Raw genomic sequence first — 24,290 nt, 5'->3', positions numbered from 1 at the left:
GACCGCACGCCGGTAGGGCGCGGCGGCACCGTGGGGGGACGAAGGGGAGTACGACGACGGCAGCACGGAACGGCGGACCGCTCGTCACGAGCAGTCGGCGAAGTGGGGATGGGGGACCGTTCCGCCGTCGACGGCCCGAAGCAAAGCAGAGCCGCTGAAACCGGGTCAACGACGTCGAGCGCAAAGAAAACCCACACGTACCGCCTCGAACATCAAAAGCCCGCAGGTGGCAGGGCGTTGATGCGCGTAGCGCAGCGGACTATCAACAGTTGAGGGGAGCCTCTACACCGTATGGGCCGGGCAGCTCACCCTCGTCCGGGAGCGCGGTTCCCTCCCCCGCCGGACGTGCGGATCCGGCGGGGGAGGGAAGTCGTCGAGCGGGCGTCAGGCCGCGGCCCGCCGCGGCCCCTCGTAGGCCTCGCGCAGCCGCGTCTGCGCCTGCGCGCCGGCCTTCAGATGGTCGAGCCCGAGCAGTGCTGCGCCCAGCACCGGCGGCGCGACGACCACCCGGGGCTCGGCCAGCGGCGCGGCCTGCGCGAGGCGCGCCTTCAGGTTGTCGAGCAGCAGCGGGTGTTCGGAGGCGAGCACGCCGCCGCCCAGCACGACCGGCGTGGGGGTGTCCAGCAGTTCGAGGCGTCCGAGCGCGACCACCGCGAGCCGGACGATCTCGTCGGCCTGGCGGTCGATCAGCTTCAGGGCGATGGCGTCCCCGTCGCCCGCGACCGCGAACAGCACCCGCGCGATCTCGTGCAGCCGCGCGCTCGGCAGCTGCCCGAGGTGGACGGCCTCGGCGACGGCGCCGGCGCTGGGCAGGCCGAAGTGCTCGGCGATGGCGCGGGCGAGCGCGGTGGGCCCGCCGCGGCCGTCCTCGGACCGTACGGCGTGCCACATGCTGGTGATGGCGAGGCCGGAGCCGCCGCCCCAGTCGCCGGTGAGTTCGCCGAGGGCGGGGAAGCGGGCGGTGCGGCCGTCCGGCAGCAGGCCGACGCAGTTGATCCCGGCACCGCAGACGACGGCGACGCCGCGCGGGCCGTCGGTGCCGGCCCGGAGCAGGCCGAAGGTGTCGTTGACGACGGTGTTGCTGACGCCCCACGGGTGGGCTTCGAGGGCGTCGCGCAGGCCCTGCTCCTCGACCGGCAGGTCGGCGTTGGCGAGGCAGGCACTGACGTGGCTGGTGAGCACGCCGCGCCAGCCCGGGTGGCCGGCCTGGGCCGCGGCCTGTTCGACGAGCGGGGTGAGGCCGGCGACGGCTGCGGCGCCGCCGATCTTCTGGGGTTCGAAGCCGCCGCCGCGGGCGGTGCCGAGGATGCTGCCGTCGGCGCCGATCAGGGCGACGTCGGTCTTGGAGTTCCCCGCGTCGATGGCGAGGACGCCGGGCAGGAGTGGTTCGGGCTGGTGGGTCATCAAGTCCCCGCGGCTCGTACGTGGCCCGGCCGGGAAGTCGTCGGCCGGGGGTGCCCGGCCGGGGGTGTCGTCGGCCGGGGGTGGACGGTTTCGCCGGGTCAGGCCCAGGCGAGGTGCTCGCGGTTGTGGGCGAGCAGCCGGTCCGTGAGCCGGTCGGCCTGTTCGATCTGGCCGACCAGCGGGTGGGCGAGCAGCGCGTCGAAGACCCGGTCGCGCCCGCCGCGCAGGGCGGCGTCGAGGGCGAGGTGCTCGTACGCGGTGACGGCGGCTACGAGGCCGGCGTACAGCGGCTCCAGCGGGCGCTGCGGCAGCGGGCGCACGCCCGCCGCGTCGACCTCGGCCGGCACCTCGATGACGGCGTCGTCCGGCAGGAAGGGCAGGACGCCGTCGTTGCGGGTGTTGACCACCTGGACGGAGGTCCCGCCGCCGGTGCCGAGCAGCGCGGCGATCAGCTGGACGGCGGCCTCCGAGTAGAAGGCGCCGCCGCGCTTGCCGAGCAGTTCGGGCTTGGTGTCCAGGGTGGGGTCGGCGTACATCTCCAGCAGCTGCCGCTCGATCTCGGCGACCTGCGCGGCCCGCGAGCCCTGTTCCTTCAGCTCGGCGACCACCGCGTCGTGCTGGTAGAAGTACCGCAGGTAGTAGGACGGTACGACGCCGAGCCGCGCGATGACGGCCTGCGGCAGGTGCAGGTCCTCGGCGATCTCCTTGCCGAAGTCGCCGAGCAGCGTGGGCAGCACCTCCCGCCCGCCGGAGGCGCCCGGCGCGTCCAGCAGGGTCACCCCGCGCTCCCAGGTGAGGTGGTTGAGCCCGACGTGGTCGAGCCGGATCAGCTCCGGGTCCACCCCGAGGTGCCCGGCGAACTTGCGCTGGAAGCCGATGGCGACGTTGCACAGCCCGACGGCCTTGTGACCGGCGGTCTGCAGCGCCCGGGTGACGATGCCGACCGGGTTGGTGAAGTCGACGATCCAGGCGTCCGGGTTGGTCCGGCGCACCTGCTCGGCGATGTCCAGCACCACCGGGACGGTGCGCAGCGCCTTGGCGAGCCCGCCGGCGCCGGTGGTCTCCTGCCCGACGCAACCGCACTCCAGCGGCCAGGTCTCGTCCTGGTTGCGCGCCGCCTGCCCGCCGACGCGCAGCTGCAGCAGGACGGCGTCGGCGTCCGCGACGCCCGCCGCCAGGTCCGTGGTCACCGTGACGACCGCGGCGTGCCCCTGCTTGGCGAAGATCCGCCGGGCGAGCCCGCCGATCAGCTCCAGCCGCTCGGCGGCCGGGTCGATCAGCACCAGCTCGCCGACCGGCAGGGTGTCGCGCAGCCGGGCGAAGCCGTCGATCAGTTCCGGGGTGTACGTGGAACCACCGCCGACGATGGCCAGCTTGAGCGAGGAAGCTCCGGACGTCTTCGGTGCGGACATCAGCCCTTGACCCCTGTCAGTGTCACGCCTTCGATGAAGGCCTTCTGAGCGAAGAAGAAGAGGATGATCACCGGCGCCATCACCAGCAGCGTGGCGGCCATGGTGAGGTTCCAGTTGGTGTGGTGGGCGGCCTTGAAGGACTCCAGTCCGTAACTGAGGGTCCAGGCCTCGCGCTCGTTGCTGGCGTAGATCTGCGGGCCGAAGTAGTCGTTCCAGCAGTAGAAGAACTGGAACAGCGCGACCGCCGCGATGGCGGGCCTGGCCATCGGCAGGACCACCCGCAGCAGGGTGCGCAGGTCGCCGCAGCCGTCGATCCGGGCCGCCTCGATGTACTCGTTGGGGATGGTCATCAGGAACTGGCGCAGCAGGAAGATGGAGAACGCGTCCCCGAAGGCCATCGGGATGATCAGCGGCCAGAGCGAGCCGCTCAGGCCCATCTGCTTGGCCCAGAACAGGTACATCGGGATGACCGTGACCTGTGGCGGCAGCATCATCATCGCGATGACCGCCATCAGCGCCAGGTTGCGGCCGCGGAAGCGGAACTTGGCGAGCGCGTAGGCGACCGGCAGGCTGGAGACGATGGTCAGCAGCGTGCCCACCCCGGCGTAGAGCAGGGTGTTGCGCCACCAGGTGAGGAAGCCGGGGGTGTCCCACACCTTGCTGTAGTTGCCCCACTCCCAGTGGGTGGGCCAGTAGTCGGTGGTGAGTGCCTGCCGGTCGTCCATCACCGAGGTGAGGAAGACGAAGACGAAGGGCAGCAGGAAGAACAGCGCGGCGGCGATGGCCAACGAGTGGACGGCCACCCAGTTGAGCAGCGCGCGGCGCCGGGCGGCCCGGGCGGCGGGGCTGCCGGGGCCGCGGGGGCGGGTGGAGCCGGCCGTGGCCGGCGCCTCGGTGAGTGTGTTGCCAAGAGTCATGATCAGGTCCTCACTGGCCCGCTAGTCGTCGCTCGCCATGAAGCCGGACTTGCGGCGGAGCAGGATCGAGGTGACGGCCATCGAGATGGCGAACAGCACCAGGGCGACGACGCAGGCCGCGCCGTAGTTGAAGTGCTGGAAGCCGAGGTTGTAGACCATCTGCGGCAGGGTCCAGGTGGAGCCGCCCGGGTAGCCGGGCTCGAACTGCTGGCCGGAGTTGCCCGCGATGCCGCTGGCGACCTTCCCGGCGACGATCGCCTGGGTGTAGTACTGCATGGTCTGGATCACCCCGGTGACCACCGCGAACATGATGATCGGCGAGATGTTCGGCAGGGTGACGTACCGGAACCGCTGGAACGGGCCGGCGCCGTCCAGCGCGGCCGCCTCGTACTGCTCCTTGGGGACGTCCAGCAGCGAGGCCATGAAGATGACCATCAGGTCGCCGACGCCCCACATGGCGAGCAGGGTGAGCGCGGGCTTGGACCAGTCCGGGTCGGCGAACCAGCCGGGCTGCGGCAGGCCGAGCTCGCCGAGCAGGTGGTTGACCGGACCGGTGCCGGGGTTGAACAGGAAGGCGAAGGCGACGGTCGCGGCCACCGGCGGGGCCAGGTACGGCAGGTAGAAGACGGTGCGGAAGAAGCCGGCACCGGTCTTGACCTTGGTGATGAGCATCCCGACACCGAGGCCGAAGGCGACCCGCAGGCTCACCATGACGACGACCAGCCACAGGGTGTTGCGCAGGCCCTGCCAGAAGGTCGGAAGCTGGTTGAAGACGTAGTCCCAGTTCTTGAGGCCGTTGAAGGTCGGCTGGCCGAAGCCGTTGTACTGGGTGAAGGAGAAGTAGGCGGTGGAGACCAGCGGGTAGACGAAGAAGACGCTGAACCCGATCAGCCAGGGGGAGAGGAAGGCGAGGGTGCGGGCCGCCTCCCGGCGGCGCTTCCGGCGCAGCAGGTGCTGCGTGGAGGGCGCCGCCGGGTCGGTCGGTCCGGCGCCGGCCTTGCCGCCGCTTCCCTTGCGGGTGCCGAACGCAAGTGACATGGGAGCTCCGTGGGCCGTTCGCGGCGCTTACTTGGCCTGGGCGATGTCGGTGTCGATCTGCTTGGCGGTGGCGCTCAGGCCGACCTGGAGGTCGGTCTGCTTGCCGGACTCGTAGTCGTAGCCCAGGTTCTGCAGGGACACGATGTAGGCGCTGCCGTTGACGGCCGGCGGGGTGGTGCCGGAGTGCGCGTTCTTGGCGATGTCCAGGAAGGTCCTGACGTTGTCGTCGCTCACCAGCTTCGGCGAGTCGAGCGCCTCGAAGGTGCTGGGCACGTTGTGGATCGCGTTGGCGAAGCCGACGACCGCGTCGGTGTCGGTGGTCAGGTACTTGACGAACTCCCAGGCCGCGGCCTGCTTCTTGCTGGTGCCGGCGATGCCGACGATGGTGCCGGTCTGGTAGCCGCGGCCGTAGGTGTCGGCCTGGTCGTCCGGGACGGGGAACGCGGCGGTGCCCCACTCGAAGTCGGGCTTGTTGTCGGCGAGCGCGGCGGTGCGCCACTCGCCGTCCATGGCCATCGCGACCTGGCCGGTGAGGAAGGGGTTCTTGGCGCTGAACTCCTCGCCGAAGGTCGAGCGGAACTTCTCCAGCTTGGCGTAGCCGCCGAGCTGGTCGACCAGGCCCTTCTGCCACTTGAGCATCGCGGCGACCTTCGGGTCGGTGGCGATGGTCGACTTGCCGTCGGCGCCGAAGTAGGTCGGGCCGTACTGGCCGAGGAAGTGCTCGGTGGTGGACTCGTAGCCGTGGTACAGCGGCATGAAGCCGAGCTGCTTGTACGAGTCGCCGTCGGGGACGGTCAGCCTGGCGGCGTCCGCGGCGAACTCGCTGAAGGTCTTCGGCGGGTTGGCGATGCCCGCGTCGGCGAAGGCCTTCTTGTTGTAGAACAGGCCGTACGCGTCGCCGAGCAGCGGCAGCGAGCACTGGTCGCCCTGGAACTGGGTGTAGTTGAGCATCGCGGCCGGGAAGGTCTTGGCCGCGTCGATGCCGCTCTTCTGGAGCAGCGGCTTGAGGTCGATGAAGGCCTTGGTCGAGCAGAACATGCCGACGTTGTTGGTGGTGAAGGAGGAGACCACGTCGGGTGCGTCGTCGCCGCCGGCCCGCAGGGCCTGGTTGACCTTGTCGTCCGGGATGTTGCCCACGGCCTTGACGTGGATGTTGGGGTGGGTCTTCTCGAAGGCGGCGATGTTGTCGTTGATCGCCTTAGTCTCGTTGTCCTGGCTCCAGCCGTGCCAGAAGGTGATGGTGACGTCCTTGCCGCTGGCCGAGTCGTCGCTGCCGCCCGAGTCGCTGGAACCGGTGCAGGCGGTGGCGAGCAGGGCCAGGACGGCGCTGCCGGCGACGGCGACGATCGCGCGGTGGCCTCGGCGGGAGGTGGTGGCGTGCACTACGAGGTCCTCCTGGGAGTGCGCGGGCAGGCGGCGTCGCCTCGGGTCCCGCGTTCGGGGGTGGGGAGAGGTGGGTGCGGGGAGCGTCGGTGGGTGGGAGCCTCGGTGGGTGGCGGTGGCGGTGGCGGTGGCGGTGTCGGTCGGCGGTGTCGGTCGGCGGTGTCGGTCGGCGGCGTCGGTGGGTGGCGGCGTCAGTGGGTGGAGAAGACCGCCTCGCGGGCGTCCGACAGGGCGCGTTGCAGGGCGCCGAGCAGCACCGGGGAGCCGGGCAGGGCGCTGCTCCGCACCTCCGGCCGGGCGATGGAGAGCTTGGCCAGTTCGTCCTCGACCAGCGCGCGCAGGCGTTCGCCGCCCGCGGTCGGCACCGCGCCGGAGAGGACCACCAGCTGGGGGTCGACCACGGCGACGATCACGGTCAGCCCGACAGCGAGCCGCCCGGCCAGTTCGGCGAGGAAGACGTCGCCGGCGCCCGGGGTGGCCAGCGCCTTGGCGATCGACTCCTCGGCGGTGGGCGCGCCGAGCCCGTGCTCGCGGGCCAGCGCCCGGACGGCGGGTGCGCCGACCAGGGCCTGGAACCCGCCGAACTTGCGGCGACGGGAGTCCCACTCGACGGGTGAGTCGGGCACCGGCATGTAGCCGACCTCCCCGGCGCCGCCGGTGAAGCCGCGGTGCAGCCGACCGGCGATCACGATCGCGGCGCCGACGCCCGCCTCGGCCCAGAGCAGCACGAAGTCCTCGAAGCCCGCCGCCGCGCCGGAGGCCTGCTCGGCGACGGCGGCCAGGTTCACGTCGTTCTCGATCGACACCGGCGCGCCGATCGCCTCGGACAACTCCTCGACCAGCCGCGGCGAGTGCCACCCGGGCAGGTGGGAGGCGTAGCGCAGCTTGCCGGTGACCGGGTCGGGGGCGCCGCCGACGCCGATCGCCACGGTGCGCAGGCTGCCCTCGGCGAGCCCGGCGGCCCGGACCGCCTCGGCCACCGCGGCCGCGACCCGGGGAACGGTCTCGGCGGCCGGCACGCCCTTGGTGGTGACGGTGTGTTCGGCCAGCGTGGTGCCGGTGATGTCGGCGACCGCGACCCGGATCCCGCTGTTGGTTACGTCCAGCCCGGCGACGTACCCGGCGGCCGGATTCACCTGGTACAGCTGCGCGTTGGGCCCAGGACCACCCGCCGTGGTGCCGACCGGCAGGACCAGCCCGGCCGCCTCCAGCCGGGCCAGCAGCTGGGAGGCGGTGGGCTTGGACAGCCCGGTCAGCGTGCCGATCTGGGTGCGGGAGAGCGGGCCGTTCTCCAGCAGCAGTTCGAGGGCGGCGCGGTCGTTGATGGCCCGCAGCAGGCTCGGCGTGCCGGCGAGGGGGACCCTGGCGGTGCTCCTGGTCATGCCCGGAATCCTCCTCCTTCGGTTCGTCCGAGAGAACTGTTAGGAAACTTTCCAGTCGCTTGGGTAGGACCGTAAGGGCCGCGTCAGCGGGGTGTCAATGGCCGGTGCAGCGGAGGATGCCGAAGCGTCACCGGACGGCGCACGGCCCCGCCCCCCACAGCAGTGGGTGCGGGCGAAATTATTAGAGAAGGTGGGAATTGTGATGTCGCCCCTCGGTGCACCGAGGGGCGACATCAATAGAAGCAGCCGGCGAAGCGAAATGATCGCAAGCCCTATCTCGGGCGCTCACCAGACTGTTGAGGGTTGCCCTTGACATGCTTCCGATTCCACTTCCCCGGTAGGCCGATGGGAGAATCTCCGCCAAAACCCGATTGGATAACCCGAGGCTAGTAGAGGGGGTCGTGGGAACTCGATCGCAGCCTCGCCTACGGTGGCAAGGCGGGCGATCGTGAGAGAAAAGGTAAAGAGAGAGAAGAAGGGTTCCGGCCTCCTCCAGTGAGGAGGCCGGCGCCGGAAAACAGCAGGTGGGCCACCCCGTGCGGAGGGTGCCCCGTCGCCGCTTCGGCGCGGCCGAAGCGGCGACGGCCGTGTTCGGCCCTCTGCGCAGGAAGTCGGCCGGATCGACTTCCTGCTCGCCGTTCCGCCGCGATCGTGATCGCGGCGGAACGTAGCGCAATGCAGGCGAACAGGGAACGGATGAGAAGGGTGGGCGCCTCATCCACCCACCCGCCCCAGCGAGCGAGCGAGCTTGCCGGGCCGTTGCCCCGCCGCTGGGCACAGCGGGTTGACGAGCAAGTGGTCGTCGCAGCGGAAGGCCCCGCCTTCTGGAAACCACTGATGGGGCGACGGGGCACGCGGGAAAGGCCGGAGATCCGCGGCGGACGCATCCGTCCTGAGCCGGTAGCGGGCTATCGGACCATGTAGCGGTACGCCGGGGCCCCTTCCCCGGCCGGGGTCTTGTTGCCCAGGTCCCGATAACCGAGGGCTTCGTACATCTTCATTGCTGCCTGTGCCTCGGGTCGGACTGCAAGCGTGACGCGCTCCACCTGGGCCCCTTCGAGTACGGCCGCGTGAAGCTCCCGGCCCAACCCCTGTCGGCGCTGATCCGGGGCCACGGCGATCTCCCGGATCACGAACGTCCGGTGCCCGTCCTCGCGGGTGAAGCCCTCGTCCAAGCCGAGGCCGTTCCACCAACGGCTGTCCGCCTGGAGCAGGACGCCAAAAGCGAACCCGACCAGGGCAGCACCTGAGCGAGCCAGAACCAGTCGGAAGCCAGGCATGGTCCGGAAGGCCTCGTAGCCCTCCAGGAACCCGGCCAGGTCGCGGGGCCCCTCGAAGTACGGTGGCTCCGCGAACACCTGCTCGTACAGCGGTGTTATCTCGCCCAGCACCCGGGCAGCGGCATCCGGATCCGTGAAGGTCTCGAAGACGGGCGTCTGCACGATTCTCCTTTTAGGCCATCAGGTGGGCGGTGCTGGCACCGGCCAGGGAGGGGTTCAATAGCTTCAGGTGGGAGTGTGCTTCCTCCATCGACGTGCGAGCCCGGCCGGACGACACCTCGGTCAGCAGGACGGCTCCCGAGGTGAGTTCGTGGGCCGACTCCTCGGCCTCACCTGCCTGCGCAAGCGCTCCGGCGAGGCTGAACCGCACCAGTGCCTCGTTCCGCGCGTAGTTCGTCTCCTGGTGTCGGAGCGAGCGCCGCAGCCAGTCCACTGCCGCCTTGTGGTGCCCCGCCTCCGTGAAGAGGGATGCCTGCGCCAGCGCCAACTCCGCCGGCCCGTGGAACACCGCCCAGTCGGGGACCGGTCGCTCGTTGCGTTCTTGCTCGAAGGTGCGGGCCGCCTGCGCCAGGGTCGATCGGGCCCTGACGGGCTCCCCCATCATCGCGTGGGCGCGGGCCTCCCGGGTCATCAGGATGGACATTAGCGAGGGGGGCGCCCACGACGCGGCCTTCGACTGTGCGGCGCGGGCGAGATCGAGTGCGGTACCAGGCTCGCGTTCTCGAAGACTCATCAGCGCCATGGACGCCATCACCACTACGGCGAGCGAGTTGTCCTGCAGCTCCTCGGCTCGGGTGAGTGCGTGCTTCCAATGCTTCTTGGCCCGGACGTTGTCGCCGGCGTCGAAGGCCAGCCACGCCACGTGTTCCGCAGTCTCTCCCGCGATCAGTCGGAGCTGACGGCCGATCGAACCCGGGTAACTCCTGGTGGCGATCAGCCGTTCGACCCGAGCGAGGTGAGCTTGCGCGAGAGGCCCGACTGTCGCACCGCCGAACCGGTCGTCCAGCCCGTACAGGGACGTGAGCCCGGCCCGCAGGTCCAGGACGGTCTCGGTCCCGATTCGCGGCGGCGTCAGCGTGGCGGACACGGCGGCACCCCCGGCCATGGCGATGAAGGATCGACGGTTCACGTCCTCTGGCTCTTTCCGTGGCGCGGGTGGTGGCCCTGATCGACGGTGTGGCGGAACGGTGAAACCCGCCTGCTTCAACGGGATACCCAACATCGCTTCGAGAACCCGCTGGCGTGCCGGATGAGGGCATGGTGGTAACGGCTGACGCCAGCGGTGGTACTGGCGGCTGCTGACCTCTTTTTCCTCTCCGAGCTTGCGCGCCGTCGCGGCGTACACCTGTCTGAACCGGGCAGGGCTACTCCAGCCGAACTCGGTGCACAAGCGGGTGAATTGGGTCTCCACATCGCAGACGGTAACCCCAGGCTGCTGGCCGTGCAGCGGCCCGCGCATGAAAAAGTCCGTCGAAAAGTCCGCCGATTGTCAGCCGTTGATCTTGCCGTGGCGGTCAACTGGTCCCCGCCCCGTCGGAGTGACGGTGTGACTACTCGCTGTTGCGTAGGGCCGGCTGCGTCTTGGGGGTTTCCTGGCTGTGCACGCCGGCCGTCGGCAGCCCACCACCCCCGCGCTTCTCGGCGGGTGAATCGGAAGGAGTGCACGGCATGGACGACAAGAACGGCACCGGCAACGGGTCGGGCGACCACAACGGCGACAAGCCGAAGAGCGAGTAAGCCAGTAGGGGCAACGGCGCTCATTTCCTTCGGCCGCGTCCAGCAACACTCGCGACCCTGGGAGCCCCACAAAACCCCGGTTCGTCGGACAGGGTCTGACGGGCCGGGTCGCACCACCCCGCAAGACTGCACACCCGCACCCGGGCGAGCAGAGCCAACCCGATTGGAGAGCCCCGTGAGCACCGTCACCATCGAGCCGGACCCGGAGGTCACCAACCTGACCCGCCGCCTGGACCACTCGGTCCCGGACGGGGACTTCACCCCGGAGACGTCCGTCGAGTCCCTGACCCGGCGCCTGGACCACAAGGTCCCCGACGGCGACTTCGCCCCGCTGGGTACCGAGGTCTGACCGCAGTTCCGAACTGATGCCGATTAGTTGGCGGCATGGGCGGGTCGACGCGGGTGATCATCCGAGCCGACCCGCCGCTCGGCCGCGCACACACCCCAACCAAGGAGAGTCCGCATTGAAGACCGCCCCACCCGTGTCCCCCTCGGCTCCTTCTTCGACCTCGATCGGAATGACCCGGTGCTGACCCGGCTCCGCGAGGAGGGTGCCGAGTCGGCGTTGCCGTTCGCCCTGATGGAGCGCTTGGTGAAGTCGGGCACCCCCTACGCGGAGCACGCCCGTTCTCTTCGCAGTGAACCCGTGACCGTGGCCGGGGCCACCTTTGGCTGGTTCGACGCCGAGCTTCCCGGCGAGATCGCCGACGAGATCAATCTGGCGGGCTACGAAATCGTCCAGCACACCGACGAGCGCCGCGCGACGCTGACCCAGGCCCTGGACCGGTTGTCGCTGGTCCACCCCGAGGGGTTCGCCCACGTGCGCGAATTCGTCCGGGGGCTGCTGTGGGTCGGCCTCAAGCCGGGCGTCCACACGTCCTCGCTGACCAGCTCCAGCGACCCGGCGCTCCCGTACGTCATCACATTCTCTGACAAGGCGTGCCGCCACATTCCGCCGAACACGGTCAGCGAGCAGCCTTCCCCCCTCTTCTTGGCGGAGAACGTGCTGCACGAAGGAGTGCACCAGTCGATCAGCTTCCACGTCCTCCAGCGCCAGGTCTTCGCCGACGGGTACTCGTCCAAGAGTTCTCCCAAGATCGAGATCAAGTGGCGGGCCGGGCAAGGAGAGGACCGCAACCACTACTGGGAGATCGACAGGGGCTTCCACGCGACCAGCGTGTACAACCAGCTACTGCGGTTCCGCCAGTCCGAACTGCGCCGCGACGACCTGACGCCCACCGAGCGTGCGACCTTCCAGAGCGCCTACGACGAGGGCCTGCCGGCCGTCCGCTACCTCATGCGCGAACTCGAACTCCTCCGGGAGCACTTCACCTCCCACGGAGTGGATCTGCTGGCCGACCTGCGCCACCAGATCGAGCAGCTGTAATACCACTCTGGGCAGAACCGAACCACGGAGAGTCACGTGCTGGATCACCTCATCACTCACGACGACAACCTGCGTATGGTCCCCACGGACCGGAACGAGCTGACCACTGCGGTCAGCCGACTCCGCGAGGAACTGCGGGCCTTGCCGGAGGAGAGCGACCCGGCGCGTACTCGGGTCCTGACCAGGTGGATCGGCATCGGCCAGATGTGCCTGGGTCGCCACGCGGAGGCGCGTGCGTTCCTCCGGCAGTCGCTCGACTTGGCCGCGGCGATTGGCAACACCCAGGCGCTCGTAGCCACCGGGCTCAACCTCGGCGACGCGCACCGCTACGCCGGTGACTTGCAGAAGGCGGACGCGCTCTATCGCAGCGCCCTGAACACCGCGCGAAGCCGGCACCCGGAACTTGTCGACTTCGCGCTTCAGCACACCGGCAAGCACTTGATGGAGCGTGGCGACCTCGCGGGTGCCCAGGCCCATCTTCAAGAAGCGATGCGGCTGCGGATCGCCAAGGGGAACACCGAACTGGTCGAGTCCACGCAGGCCGCACTCGACCGGGTCGAGCTGATGCTCGGCGACGTCGCCGGATCAGTTGCAGACATTGCGGCACCGAGCCGGTGGAGCGGTCAGTGGACCTCGTGGCTCCAGTCCCGCACCACGGCCAAGACGCCGGTTCGGTGGGCAGAGGACTTCCCTGCTCTCCGGGACGCTGTGCGCGGGCTCACCGCACACCAGCGCGTGCCCCCGCACCACCTGCGTGATCAGTCGTTTCCCGCCGAGTTGATCGCCGCTATGGCGGAGGAGGCCGAGAAGGCCGTCGCTGCTGGCGGATACCTGCACAACGGCAAGTGGAACGCGCCGGTCGGCGACGCCGCGAACCGCTTCGCCGAACAAGTCGATCTCGCCGCAGTCGTAGGGCGGTCCACCGGCCTGGACGTCGAGCAGCCGCACACCGGCGTTTACATCGGCTACGAGGAAGGGCAGTTCCTCGACTTCCATGTTGACGAGTCCGGCTTCGGTGAGGCCAACCTGATCCTCTGCCTCAAGCATGCTCGCCTTGCCGGTGCGCCCAGGGCCAGCACCACCGTCTTCATCAACGCCAACGGCTACCTCGAGTGCGACCTCGCCGCGGGTGACTGTGTCGTATTCGATGGCGCGCTCACGCCGCACGGCCGGACGCCGCTCAGTGCTGGGGAGAGCGTCACCCTCATCAGCATCGGTTTCCGCGCGCGTGATCGGGCTCTGCGCACGCTTACGAACCTTCCGCCGGTTCCTCGGTAGGGAAGGTGGGAGCGGGGCTCTGGTCCGCTTTGCGGGGGCTGTTTCGGCTCCGGGGTCGACTACGGCTCCGACTTCGGTACCGGGATGGGCTCGCTGGCCCGGAAGCGGGCCGAGTTCGGGTCGGCGAGCGCGGACGGCGCTGCCTGCTCGATCGCCGGGGCCGGGGCGGGCGCGATCACCACTCCGGTCGCCGCGCCCGCCGCCGTCGCTGCTGCTGCCGCCGCCGGGGTCTCCTCCTTGACCTTGATCCCGGCCCGGTCGAAGGCCACCTTCAGCCGCTGCCGCAGCGCCCGGGAGACCGCCGGGGCCTTGCCGGGCGCGGTCCGTGCCTCGACCCGCACCATCACCGAGTCCGCCGCGACCGATTCGAGGCCCAGGATCGACACCGGCGCCCAGACCAGTTCGTCGTACGGTGCCTCCTTGGCCAGCTCCTCGGCGGTCCGCAGGATGAGGTCCTCGACCCGCAGCAGGTCCTCCTTGTAGCCGATCTGGACGTCCACCGAGGCGGTCGCCCAGCCCTGGCTCATGTTGGCGATCCGCTTCACCTCGCCGTTGCGGATGTACCAGATCTCGCCGTTCGCGCCGCGCAGCTTGGTCACCCGCAGGCCGACCTCCAGCACTGTGCCGCTGGCCACCCCGGTGTCGATCTCGTCGCCGACGCCGTACTGGTCCTCCATGATCATGAAGACCCCGGAGAGGAAGTCCGTGACCAGGTTGCGGGCGCCGAAACCGATCGCCACACCGGCCACACCGGCGCTCGCCAGCAGTGGCGCCAGATTCACGCCCAGTGCGGAGAGCACCATCAGCGCCGCCGTGCCCAGGATGGTGAAGGAGGCCACGCTGCGCAGCACCGAACCGATCGCCTCCGAGCGCTGCTGGCGCCGCTCCGGGTTCACGACCCCGGTGTTGGCCAGCAGTCCGCCCAGCCGGCTCTCCTCCTGGTGTTCGGGGGTGCGCGCCATCCGCCCTATGAGCTGGGTGATCAGCTTGCGCAGCATGGCCCGCAGCACCAGCGCCAGCAGCACGATGAAGACGATCCGCAGGCCCGAGGCCAGCCAGCTCTGCCAGTGGGTGTCGAACCAGCTGGCGGCCTGCTTGGTGGTGTCCGAGACCTCCTGCGCGCTGGTCGGGATCCGCAGGTCCAGGTTCGGCAGCTGCGCGGTGGGGCTGGGGACCGGCGTCGGAGCGGAGGGCGTCGAGGACGCGTCGGACAGACCGGTGGCACCGGAGCTGAACACGTGCGGACCTTCCTTGCTGAGTGGCGTGTCGGGTCCGCACCGCCGGCGAGCGGCCCGCGGACCGTGCGCCTTAGCCTATCCGGCGCCGAACGCCCGCCCGGACACGCCGAAGATCGTCCGCCGCCTCGCGGGAAGCCGCCGGAGGGCGTACGGAACGGCCCGGACGCCCCGTCAACGCCCCGGTGCGCTCCCCCCGTACCCCGCCCCGGACGCCGCCCCGACCCGGCCGGACACTGCTCCGACCGGCCGAGTCGTCGCCCGGGAGGGCCACCGGGCGGCACCCGCGCGGTGCTCGGCCGGCACCCGGGTGCCAACCCGACCTTCCCCGGGCATACCGGCTATGACAGAGACCACACCCGGAGTTCACGTCAGCTCCGTTACACAGGAGTGGTGGCGCCGTACAAAGGCGTAAGGCGACACTGGGGGAGATCGCGTACTTGTTGCGCGATCCAACCGCTCGTCCCGGCGCGAGCCACGCGCCGCAGGCGTCCAAGGAGGCATCCGTGCCGCATGTCCTGGTCCTCAACGCGTCCTACGAGCCACTCGGCGTCGTATCGATGCGCCGCGCACTCATCCTGGTCCTCAACCACAAGGCGGTCAGCCTGGAGGACTCGGAAGTCACTCTGCACAGCGCCACCAGCGCCCTTCCGGCGCCGTCCGTCGTCCGTCTGACCCGCTTCGTCCGGGTCCCGTTCTGCGGGCCCGTCCCGCTCACCCGCCGGGCGCTGTTCGCCCGCGACCACGGCCGCTGCGTCTACTGCGGGGCCGCCGCCACCAGCGTCGACCACGTCATCCCGCGAAGCCGGGGCGGCCAGCACCGGTGGGACAACGTGGTGGCAGCCTGCCGCCGCTGCAACCACACCAAGGCCGACCGCCACCTCACCGAACTCGGGTGGCGGATGAAGCGCCCACCCGCACCGCCCAGCGGACTCGCCTGGCGGATCATCGGCACCGGCATCAAGGACCCGCGCTGGCGTCCTTACCTGGAGCCCTACGGCGGCGCGGACCAACTGCGCGCCCCGCAGTGGGGCGAGTACGAGCACCTCGACCATACCGAGCCGAACCACTCGGTCCCGATCGGCCGGGTGCACGGCGCCCACCCCACCCCCATCCGCCGCGGCGAGCAGCCCGAACCGCTCTCCGCCTGACCGAAGCGACACACGGGCTCGCCCGTCACACCGTCGGTACGCGCCTCATGGGCCGCCGCGCCCCCGCACCGGGGAGCACGGCGGCCCGCCGCGTTTCTCCTGCCGACCTGCCGACCTGCCGCGTTTTTCCTGCCAGACCGGGCTTCTCGTGCCCGACCCGCCGGACTACGGCTACGGCTACGGCTATGGCTTCGGCGGCGCCGCCGGAGGAGTCGCGGGGGCGCTCGGCGCACCGCCCGGCTGCCCGGGCTGGCCGGCCGGCGGCTGCGGCGCGGCCGGCGGGGTCACCGCGTACAGCTCGACCCCGTACAGCGAGTAGCCGTACTTGGTCGCCCGCGCCACGCCCTGGACCCGGACGAACCGGACCCCGGGCGCGTCGAAGCGCACCGTCTCGTCGCCGCCCTTGCCGTTGTCCACCGTGGCCGCGTCCGTCCAGGAGTTCCCGTCCGCCGAGACCTGGATCTTGTACGAGCTCGCGTACGCGGCCTGCCAGTGCAGCACCGCCGAGCCCAGCCGGGTCGCCTGCGGCAGCTCCAGCCGCACCCAGGCGTCGTCCTTGGCCGGTGAGGACCAGCGGCTCTTCGGATCGCCGTCGGCGACCGCCGAGGCCGGGAAGTTCGCCGTCTCGTCGCCCGAGGAGGTGGCCTTCGCGCCGAGCGCGAGGTCCGGCCCGCCGGTCGGCGGGACCACGTGCACCTGGAGGACCTGCTGGACGGTGGTCGCCCCGGCCACGAACCGCACCGGCACCTGGTACGTCCCGGACGGCGTGCCCGGCGCGGCGGCGACCAGCAGCGGCACGCCCACCCGGCCGCCGCGCGGCACGGTCACCGGGCCGGCCGGGGTCACGGTCAGGCCCTTGGCGGTGGCCGGCACCTCGGCGCGCAGCTCGCCGGTGGTGCCCTCGGGGCGCCCGGCCTCCACGGTGGCCCGGGTCTGGGCGGGCGAGCCCGCGCCGGTGACCACGTCCAGGGCCGGGTCGGACAGGGTGAGCCGGGCCGCCGGGGCGTCCGCGTACCAGGGGATGACCTGGTTGACGACCGGCGGGTCGCCGCCGGGCTTCCAGGTCAGCCGGAACGCGTCCGCCACCTGCCCGCCGGCCGGCAGCTCGTTGTAGCCGGGCTGCACGGTGCCGATGTCCGCCCAGGTGCCGTCGGCCCGGCGCACCGCGACGGTGGCGGTGGCGCGCACGCCCGGGTCGGTCAGCACGGTGAGCCGGTCCAGCGGACGGGCGGCGCCGAGCTCGACGATGAGCGGGTCGTCCTGCGCGGTCGGGGCCTTGGCGGCCCGGTACGCGGTGTCCGGGTTGCCGTCCAGCACGGCGGCGGCGGAGGAGCCGGGCAGCGCGTCGGGCCCGCCGGTGACGCTCGCCGGGGACTCGTCCGGGGCGGTGACGGTGAACTCGCGCACCGCGACGGCGGTCTTCTGCGCCGCGGTGGCCCGCAGCCGCACCGCCCGGACGACGGTGCCCGGCGGGAGCTGGGCACTGACCGTCTTCTGGTTCTTGACGACGGCGAGCTGCTTCCAGCCGCCCTCGCCGGTGGAGTACTCCAGTACGCCGTCGCGGATGTAGTCGTCCACGGCGGTCGCGGCGTCCGCGCCGTTGCCCCAGCTGCCCATCAGCACGGTCACGCCGCTGACCGGGCGGCCCGCGCCGAGGTCGAGGCCGACCGCGTCGCCCGGCTGCGGGGGAGCGGAGCTCCAGTAGAAGGTGTTCGCCACGCCGTCGGTCATCAGCCCGGGCAGGTGGTCCTGCGCGGTGCCCAGGGTGGTGGTCGCGGTGACCCCGCCGCCGACCACGCCCGCCCAGTTGTCGGCGGCCCGGACGGCGCGCTCCAGGAACGGGCCGAGCACCCCGGCGCCGATGGTGGCCGGGGCCCGGTCGAGCTGCTCGCGCAGCCGGTTGAGCTCCACCCGGGCCTTCCAGGCCGCCGCGCCGTCGCCGCCGTGCTGGGCCAGCAGCATGTTCAGCGCGGCCTGCCCGGCCAGCCCGTAGTCGCGCAGCGGGCCCAGCCAGGGCGCGGCCTCGCCGGCCAGCTGGGCGGTGGCCGGGGTGCCCGCCAGGGTCTGCTGGGCGGTGGCCATCGCGGCGAACGCCTCCCGCAGCGGGCCGGCGGCCTCTATCAGCTTGGCGAGGTCGGGCGCCGTGCCCGAGGTCGGCTCGGCGGCGGCCCAGAAGCGGTCGAGCAGCGGCGTCAGGTAGCCGGACTCCTGCTTGGACAGCGGCGAGGAGGTGCTGTTGCCGGCCAGGGCGGTGACCGCGGGCAGTGCCGTCCCGGCGGGCGTCGCGGCTGCGCCGGTCGGCCCGGCCAGCGAGCGCAGGGCGGCCTGCCAGGACTCGTCCGGCTTGTAGCCGACCGGGTTCCAGGCGTAGTCGCCGGCCGTGGCGAGGGCTATCCGGGAGGCCACCGGCTGCTGCATGGCGCCGGTCAGCATCACCGCCGAGCGGGTGGCCACGCCCGGGTCGCGCCCGGTGTAGGCGCCGAGGAAGAGCCGGTCCGGGCTGGCGTCGTTGACCGGGTAGTTGTCCATGGTGACCAGCGGGTGCCCGTACAGGTCGGTGGTGTCGGAGGCCTGTGCGGTGGTGATCTTCTCCGGGATCACCCCGACCCCGCTCCACGCCACCTGCACGCCCGCCGGCAGCGCCGCGGCCAGCGCCTTGCGGTACGGCGTGGCGCCCTGCTGGTGGTACTCGGTCGGGACGACGGACAGTGGCGCCAGGCCCGGGTTCTTGGCGATCAGCCGGTCGTTGACCTTCTTCACCAGCTCGGCCTGCGCCTTGGCGGCCGCGGCGGGCCCGGTGCCGTACTCGTCTCGGTCGGCTCCGCAGTGCCACTCGTCGTAGCTGACGTCCAGGAACTGCAGCTGGAAGGCGGTGAAGCCGAGCGCCCGCAGCCCGTCCAGCTTGGCCACCAGCGCGTCCACGTCCTTGCCGGAGCTGAAGCAGAGGGACTGCCCCGGGTCGATCGCGTAGCCGAGCGTGACGTGGTTGCGCCGCGCCCGGGTGGCCAGGTCGCGCAGTTCGTCCGCCTGCGCGGCCGGATAGGCGTTGCGCCAGCGGGACAGCCGGTACGGGTCGTCACCGGGGGCGAAGAGGTAGAAGTTCTGCTTGGAGCGGCCCAGGAAGTCGATCTGGTCCAGCCGTTGCTGCGCGGTCCACGGGGTGCCGTAGAACGCCTCCGCGGTGCCGCGCACCGGCGCGCCGCTCGGCCAGTCCCGCAGCGTGATCCCCGGCAGGCCGAGCCCGTTCGCGCCCGCCGCCTGCCCCTGCCCGGCCGGCACGGCGGCCAGCAGCTGGCGCAGGCTCTGCGCGGCGTAGAACGTCCCGGTGGCGTCCACGCCCGCCAGCACCACCGCGCCGTACGTCCCGCCGCCCTGGGCGGGCAACTGACCGGCCGACAGCACGTACCCGCCGGCCGGCAGGTTCGCGGTCGAGGGCGCGGTGCCCTCCTTGCCGCCCGCCGCGGCGGTCAGCTGCCGCAGCACCCGGTCCACCTCGCCGCCGGCACCCTCCGCGGGCCCGCCGACGTACACCACCAGCGACCCGGCCACCGGCGTCCCGCCGTCCGGCCGCGACGTCACGTCGGTCGCCCCGGCGATGTCCAGCACCTCACGGACGGCCAGCACCGCCCCGGGGTCCGTCTTCGGCGTGGTCACCAGCGTCACGGCACCCGGCACCACGACCGCCCTGCCCGCCACCGCCTGCTCCTGCGGCCGCGGGAACACCTGAGGATCGGTCACGCTCCCCAGCGGCGTCTGCGGCGCGGTGCTCACCACGTCCGGCCCCGGCGTCGCCGCGTACGCCGACGGCAACGGCCCGGCCAACAGCCCGCCGACCACCGCCGCGGCCGCCACGCCGGCCGCGATCTGCATCGCCCGCCGCCCCGGCCGCCCCGTCGCACGCTCCGCCCGCACGGACGCCAACAGCGGCTCCGTGCCCTTGAGATCGGCGATCAGCCGGTCCGCCGTCCGGGGCGCCAACTGACGGCACGTCCGCGCCGTCGCCCGCCGCGCCACCAACGCCGCCGGATGCTGCAACACGTCCCGCAACGCCGGACTCTGCTCCAACTGCAACCGCAGCCGCCGCCCGGCCACAACGGACACTCGGGCTTGCACAGGAGCCTCCTAGCCAGGCCGGAACCACAACGCCCGCAACCCCACCAGCTACCCAACCCGGTGTCAACGCCACCGACGGCTATGCCTGTCTTGCCCCTTTTCTTCCTCTCCCCGAACCCGCCCCCGATACCACGTCGGGCCCGCCCCGCCGACCGGCGAAGCGGGCCCGTGTGTCCGGCTCAGGACGCGGACGTCAGGAACGCGGCGCCGCAGGCAGCACGGCCGTCCGCACCATCGGGACGCTCCACTGCTCGTTCGCCGCGTAGGTGCAGTCCCACAGGTCGAGCCGGGCGCCGTCGACCGCCTTCCACTCCGGAAGGTCGAGGCACCGGCCCGAGGCCGGGTGGTACAGCACGTTGTTCGCGAACGGCACCCACTGCTGCGCCGCCGTGCCGTCGCAGGTGCGGTACTCCAGCGGAGTGCCGTTGCCCGCACCCGCGTTCACCGGAGCGATGCACCCGCCGAGGACGCGCAGAGTGCCGTCGTTGCCGAGCGACAACTGCTGCGAGGCCCCGCCGTGGCAGTCGTAGAGCTGGATCGCGGTGCCGTTGGCGGTGCCGGCACCAGTGTCGTCGACGCACATGTCGCCGTTGACGGCCGAGCGGACCACCCCGGTGACGCTCGGTGCGGTGGGTGCCACCGCGAAGGGGTAGACGGCGGTGCTGCTGATGCCGCCGTCGAAGCTCGGGCTCGGCTTCGACTGGTACCGGTAGCGGCCGAGTTCGAACGGCCCCGAGGACGGCGGGCTGGTGCTCGCCCTGTGGACCGCGGTGCCGGCGAGGACGCCGTCGACGTACAGTGCCATCATGCCGGTGTTCGCGTCGTAGGAGGCGGTCAGCCGGGTCCAGACACCGGGGCGGGTCTGGGCACTGGCGTTCACCACGCGGGTGAAGTCGTACGACCAGTTGTCGTCGTCCGCGTACGCCAGGGCGAAGCTCCAGTTCCGCCCGGGGCCGTCGGTGTACAGCAGGAAGTTGCTGCCGTGTCCGGTCTCCTGACTGGCGACCACGCCGCCGCCCGGTCCGGACTTGGCCCAGGTGGAGAGGGTGAAGCTCCTGCGGGTGTCGACCACCGGACCCGACATGGTGATGTTCGATCCCGCGTCGGGACTGAAGGCACCCACGGTGACCGCCCGGCCGTCCACGGTGTCCCCGACCCAGCTCACGCCCGAGGCCGTACCGTTGGCGCGCTTCTGCCCGTCGCCGACGGCGTTGCCGCCGTCGGGCGCGGCCAGCCAGTTGCCGATCGGCCGGTTGAGGTTGCCGAGGGCGACCGGGCTCTGCTCCAGGCCGGTCACCGTCGGGCCGCTGTTGACATCGGCCGTCTTGGTGCCGACGCCGGCCCAGGCGACCAGCTGATTGTCGGTGTCGACCGCCCAGAGGTCCGGGACACCGTCACCGGTGACGTCGCCGTTGGAGCCGACCTTCGGGTAGAGCTTGGCGTCGACGCCGTTGGCCAGCCAGCCCTTGGTGGGGTCGGCGAAGCCGGAGGCGTCGAAGGTCCCGGGGGCGCTGCCCTTGGCCAACTGGTAGGCGTGGATGGTTCCGTCACCCTTGGACCGGCCCCAGACGGTGGGGATGTTGGTGCCCTTGGTCGGGCCGGGGGTGATCAGGTCGTAGTAGTCCCAGGCTTGACTTTGCGACAGCAGGATGGCGGGTCCGTCGAGGTGCTTCACAGTGCCCTGCAGGTTGAGCCACAGTCGGCCGCGTTCGACGACGAGCAGTGAGGAGTGCGGCAGACCGGCCATGGCGGTCCCGACGTTCTTGGGCGTGTCTCCCATGGGGGATCCGAACGCCGCGATCTGGGTGACCGCAGACCAGTCGCTGCCGTTGCCGTAGGCCGCGCAGTCGATCGGTGTGGCATCGGGCAGCGCGCACGTGCGGCTCTTGGCCAGCTCGTTCGCGGCCTGACCGTCGAGGTGCCCCGCCCTGTCGTCATTGGCGTAGAGGTACAACTCGGCGGCGCCGGGCGCATGTGCGATCAGGTCATCCACGTTCCGCTCGGTGAACGAGCCCCGGTGGGTGATCTGGACGGTGCTCCAGTCCTGGTTGTCCGCCGCACCGGGAGCCGAGGCCGGCCTGGTGTTCGGGGCCGCGTACGGGTCGGCGTTGCCGCCCACCAGGCGCAGTGAGCCGGTGCCGTCAGGCAGGAGGACATCGCTCTTCCGGTCGCCGTCGATGTCGCCCATGACCGGATCGCCGGCGGCGGGGTTGCTCGGCACGAAGTAGGTGTACGCGACCGGCTGCGACATGTTGCCGGCGTTGTCCTGGGTCTGCAGGTAGAGGAAGTTGGTCCCCCAGTGCCAGGGGGTGTACTTCAGCTGGAAGCTGCCGTCGCCGTCCATCTTGACGATGTTGCCGCCGTCGGTGCAGTTCCATCCGGTGGCGGCGGCCTGGACGGGGTCCGTGGTCCATCGGGCGCAGGCCAGGCCCGAGGAGCGGCCGCCCGTGGCCGGAGCCGGGTCGGTGCCGGTCAGGGTGAAGACGCCCTCCTGGCCCACGAGCTTCGGGTGTCCGCCCAGAGTGCCCGACTCAGGGAAGTCCGTCGAGGTGATGCGGGCGGTCGGCGGGGTGCGGTCGACGCGCAGGTAGCACATCGGGGAGTTTCCGCTGTGGAGCGTGCCGTCGTCGGTGACGGCGTACCAGCCGTACTGGTGTCCGTCGATCAGCGGGCCGACGCTCACGTTCTTGCGGCCCGAACTCGCCGCCCAGTCGGTGTCGGAGACCTTCGAGGAACCGTTGTCGTCGTCGTCCCAGATCTTGAACGTGGTCCAGAGCTGCTCACCGGTCGGCGACCAGGTGTCGACGCTCAGGTTGACGTCGGTGTTGATCCCGACCCAGCCCGGAGTGTCCCACGGGTTGCCGGTTCCGGGAGTCTGGCAGGGGCTGTAGGCAGCGTCACGGGCGAAGCCGGGTGTCGGGCTGGTGGCGGGGCTGCCGATGGCGGGTGCGACGTCGTAGGTGACGACGATGTGCGGGCTCTTGTCGAACCGTTGGTGGTAGTACTTGTTGGTCTCGTCGTCGGGGGCGAACATGAAGGTCCAGCCGCCCCAGTGCTCGCGCGCCGCCCAGATCATCTGGGTGAGGACGTCGAACTCCTTGCCGCCCGCTCCCATGATCCAGTTCGTGCCGACCTTGGCGCAGCTCGAAAGCTCCGGGCAGGGCTGGGCTTCCCAGCGCGTCCACTGGTTGATCGGGTTGCTGTTGCCCGCACCGGTCGAGTACAGGCCCATCGGCGTGGACGTCGAGGGGCTGGACGACTCCGCGATGGTGGCGTAGAGCTTGGCACTCAGCACGGCCGAGTCCCAGAACGTCGGGTTCAGACCGACCTGGAAGTAGGCGCGCTCCTTCCCTTCCTTCTGGCAGCGGTTGTTGGTGTCGATGTAGCCGCAGTAGCCGGAACCCGGCTTGTCCTGGCCGTACTGGGTGCCGTTGTACTCCGGGGTGGCGGGGTAGGCCGACTGGACCTGCGCCCAGGCCTGGGTGCCGTTGTCGGCGCTGGGGTTCCAACCCGGGTCGATGTACCAGGGGCCGGTGCCCTGCGCGAGCAACGAGGGGTCCGGCACCAGGTCGATGCCACTGGCGCTGACGGTGGTGGTGATCGGAGCGGTCCTGGCGCCAGGCCCGGGGGCTTTGCTGTCGGAGCCGACCGAGGTCGGGGTGCCGTCCGTCGGGGCGGCTGCGGCGGCCTTGGCCACCGACTTGGGCTGGGATCCGGCCGGGGCGGAGTCCCACATGACCGGGGCCGGAGCGGTGAATCGGGCCTTGCCGGCCGTGTCCTCGGCCGTCAGGTTGCCGTTGGCGTCCGCCTTGACGGTCAGCCCGTCGGCGACGGTGTCGAGGTGCAGATTCTTGATCTTCGGATCCGCGGCCGCCTGTGCGGTGCGGACGATCAGGACTTGGCGCCAGCCGCCCGCGGTGGTGGCGCTCAGCTCCAGGTCGACGCCGGGCAGGACGGACCGGTAGAGCGCGCTGCTGCCGGTGAGTTCGGGCTTCGGCAGGTCGAACGGTGCCTTGATCGACAGCTTCTTGCCGTCCGCCGTCGCCATGGTGGCGAGTGGCCCGCTGCCCCCGCCGGAGAACGTGAGCGCGGACGGGACGGCGGTCGGTGTGACGGTGCCGTCAGGGTTGGTTCGGAGGGTCGCGTCCACGGCGCGCCAGGTGCCGTCGGCGTTCTTGACCCGCTCCGCCACCGGTGTGGAGTCGTTGGTCACCGTGCCGTCCGGATTGGCCGTGGTCCGGCTGTTCCCCGTGGTCAAGGCATCGACGACGACGGGCTTTCCGGTGCTCTTGGCCTTCGCCTGGGCGGTGCGTATCGCCTCGGTCTGCGCCGAGCGGGCGTCGGACCGTCCCTTGGCCGGAGGCGGTGGAGGCGTCGGCCAGGAGGTGTCGGCAGGGCCGTGGTTGCGGTCGGCGGTCGCCGCCGCGGCGATGCCGGGCACCGCCAACAGCCCCGCGCCGAGGGAGAGGACGGCCGTGCAGGCGAGTGGCAGGAGCGCCGCGCCGAATGTCCGGCTTCTCGTGCTCCGTCCGGGAGTTGGAAGAGATGGAGGTTTTGCCCTCGACATGAAGAC

General features: G+C 71.2%; 15 protein-coding genes. 4 read left to right on the top strand and 11 right to left on the bottom strand.

The annotated features are described in order from the left end of the window. Positions 1-384: 384 nt before the first annotated feature. The 8 genes from ACIBEC_RS25430 to ACIBEC_RS25395 all read right to left on the bottom strand — a co-directional run bounded on the left by ACIBEC_RS25430 (position 385) and on the right by ACIBEC_RS25395 (position 9,945). On the bottom strand, positions 385-1,404 hold the full coding sequence (locus ACIBEC_RS25430) for a BadF/BadG/BcrA/BcrD ATPase family protein (RefSeq protein WP_360503366.1): 1,020 nt from the start codon (positions 1,402-1,404) through the stop codon (positions 385-387). 98 nt (positions 1,405-1,502) lie between these two features. Continuing rightward, complete coding sequence (locus ACIBEC_RS25425) at positions 1,503-2,816, bottom strand: 6-phospho-beta-glucosidase (RefSeq protein WP_360503363.1); 1,314 nt, start codon at positions 2,814-2,816, stop codon at positions 1,503-1,505. Beyond that, the gene (locus ACIBEC_RS25420) at positions 2,816-3,733 is read right to left on the bottom strand and encodes a carbohydrate ABC transporter permease (RefSeq protein ID WP_360503361.1); all 918 of its coding nucleotides are present in this window, start codon (positions 3,731-3,733) and stop codon (positions 2,816-2,818) included. The genes ACIBEC_RS25425 and ACIBEC_RS25420 overlap by 1 nt, the downstream gene beginning before the upstream one ends. Before the next feature lie 21 nt (positions 3,734-3,754). Next, complete coding sequence (locus ACIBEC_RS25415) at positions 3,755-4,771, bottom strand: sugar ABC transporter permease (protein ID WP_360503358.1); 1,017 nt, start codon at positions 4,769-4,771, stop codon at positions 3,755-3,757. Positions 4,772-4,798: 27 nt separating this feature from the next. Further along, on the bottom strand, positions 4,799-6,154 hold the full coding sequence (locus tag ACIBEC_RS25410) for an ABC transporter substrate-binding protein (RefSeq protein ID WP_396288910.1): 1,356 nt from the start codon (positions 6,152-6,154) through the stop codon (positions 4,799-4,801). A gap of 191 nt (positions 6,155-6,345) precedes the next feature. Continuing rightward, positions 6,346-7,536, bottom strand: a complete 1,191-nt coding sequence (locus ACIBEC_RS25405) for an ROK family transcriptional regulator (protein WP_360503355.1) — start codon at positions 7,534-7,536, stop codon at positions 6,346-6,348. Between the two features lie 908 nt (positions 7,537-8,444). Next, positions 8,445-8,978, bottom strand: coding sequence for a GNAT family N-acetyltransferase (locus ACIBEC_RS25400; RefSeq protein ID WP_360506222.1), 534 nt, complete (start codon positions 8,976-8,978; stop codon positions 8,445-8,447). 10 nt (positions 8,979-8,988) lie between these two features. After that, complete coding sequence (locus tag ACIBEC_RS25395) at positions 8,989-9,945, bottom strand: hypothetical protein (RefSeq protein WP_360506219.1); 957 nt, start codon at positions 9,943-9,945, stop codon at positions 8,989-8,991. A 783-nt stretch (positions 9,946-10,728) separates the two neighbouring features. On the opposite strand from ACIBEC_RS25395, the gene ACIBEC_RS25390 reads away from it, so the two are divergent. The 3 genes from ACIBEC_RS25390 to ACIBEC_RS25380 all read left to right on the top strand — a co-directional run bounded on the left by ACIBEC_RS25390 (position 10,729) and on the right by ACIBEC_RS25380 (position 13,218). Next, entirely contained in the window at positions 10,729-10,902 is a 174-nt protein-coding gene (locus ACIBEC_RS25390) for a hypothetical protein (protein ID WP_360506216.1), read from the top strand. A 177-nt stretch (positions 10,903-11,079) separates the two neighbouring features. Beyond that, positions 11,080-11,940: a hypothetical protein gene (locus tag ACIBEC_RS25385; protein WP_360506214.1), complete on the top strand. Its 861-nt coding sequence runs from the start codon at positions 11,080-11,082 to the stop codon at positions 11,938-11,940. Positions 11,941-11,976: 36 nt separating this feature from the next. Continuing rightward, entirely contained in the window at positions 11,977-13,218 is a 1,242-nt protein-coding gene (locus tag ACIBEC_RS25380) for a tetratricopeptide repeat protein (protein ID WP_360506211.1), read from the top strand. A gap of 59 nt (positions 13,219-13,277) precedes the next feature. Here the strand turns inward: ACIBEC_RS25380 and ACIBEC_RS25375 are convergent, their stop codons facing one another. Then, complete coding sequence (locus ACIBEC_RS25375) at positions 13,278-14,456, bottom strand: mechanosensitive ion channel family protein (RefSeq protein WP_360506208.1); 1,179 nt, start codon at positions 14,454-14,456, stop codon at positions 13,278-13,280. Between the two features lie 503 nt (positions 14,457-14,959). Here ACIBEC_RS25375 and ACIBEC_RS25370 point away from each other — a divergent pair. Beyond that, on the top strand, positions 14,960-15,604 hold the full coding sequence (locus tag ACIBEC_RS25370; protein ID WP_360506205.1) for an HNH endonuclease: 645 nt from the start codon (positions 14,960-14,962) through the stop codon (positions 15,602-15,604). Positions 15,605-15,787: 183 nt separating this feature from the next. On the opposite strand, the gene ACIBEC_RS25365 is transcribed toward ACIBEC_RS25370, so the two are convergent. Then, positions 15,788-19,717 (bottom strand): beta-N-acetylglucosaminidase domain-containing protein, encoded by a 3,930-nt coding sequence (locus ACIBEC_RS25365; RefSeq protein ID WP_360506202.1) that lies wholly within the window; start codon positions 19,715-19,717, stop codon positions 15,788-15,790. A 193-nt stretch (positions 19,718-19,910) separates the two neighbouring features. Further along, a complete protein-coding gene (locus ACIBEC_RS25360; protein WP_360506200.1) occupies positions 19,911-24,158 on the bottom strand; it encodes a ricin-type beta-trefoil lectin domain protein in 4,248 nt (1,415 codons plus the stop codon). Between the last annotated feature and the right edge of the window lie 132 nt (positions 24,159-24,290).

It is taken from the genome of Kitasatospora sp. NPDC051164, from assembly GCF_044455625.1.
Lineage (GTDB): Bacteria > Actinomycetota > Actinomycetes > Streptomycetales > Streptomycetaceae > Kitasatospora.
Note: the sequence above shows the minus strand (reverse complement) of the source record. Positions and strands in the feature narration are given on the sequence as shown.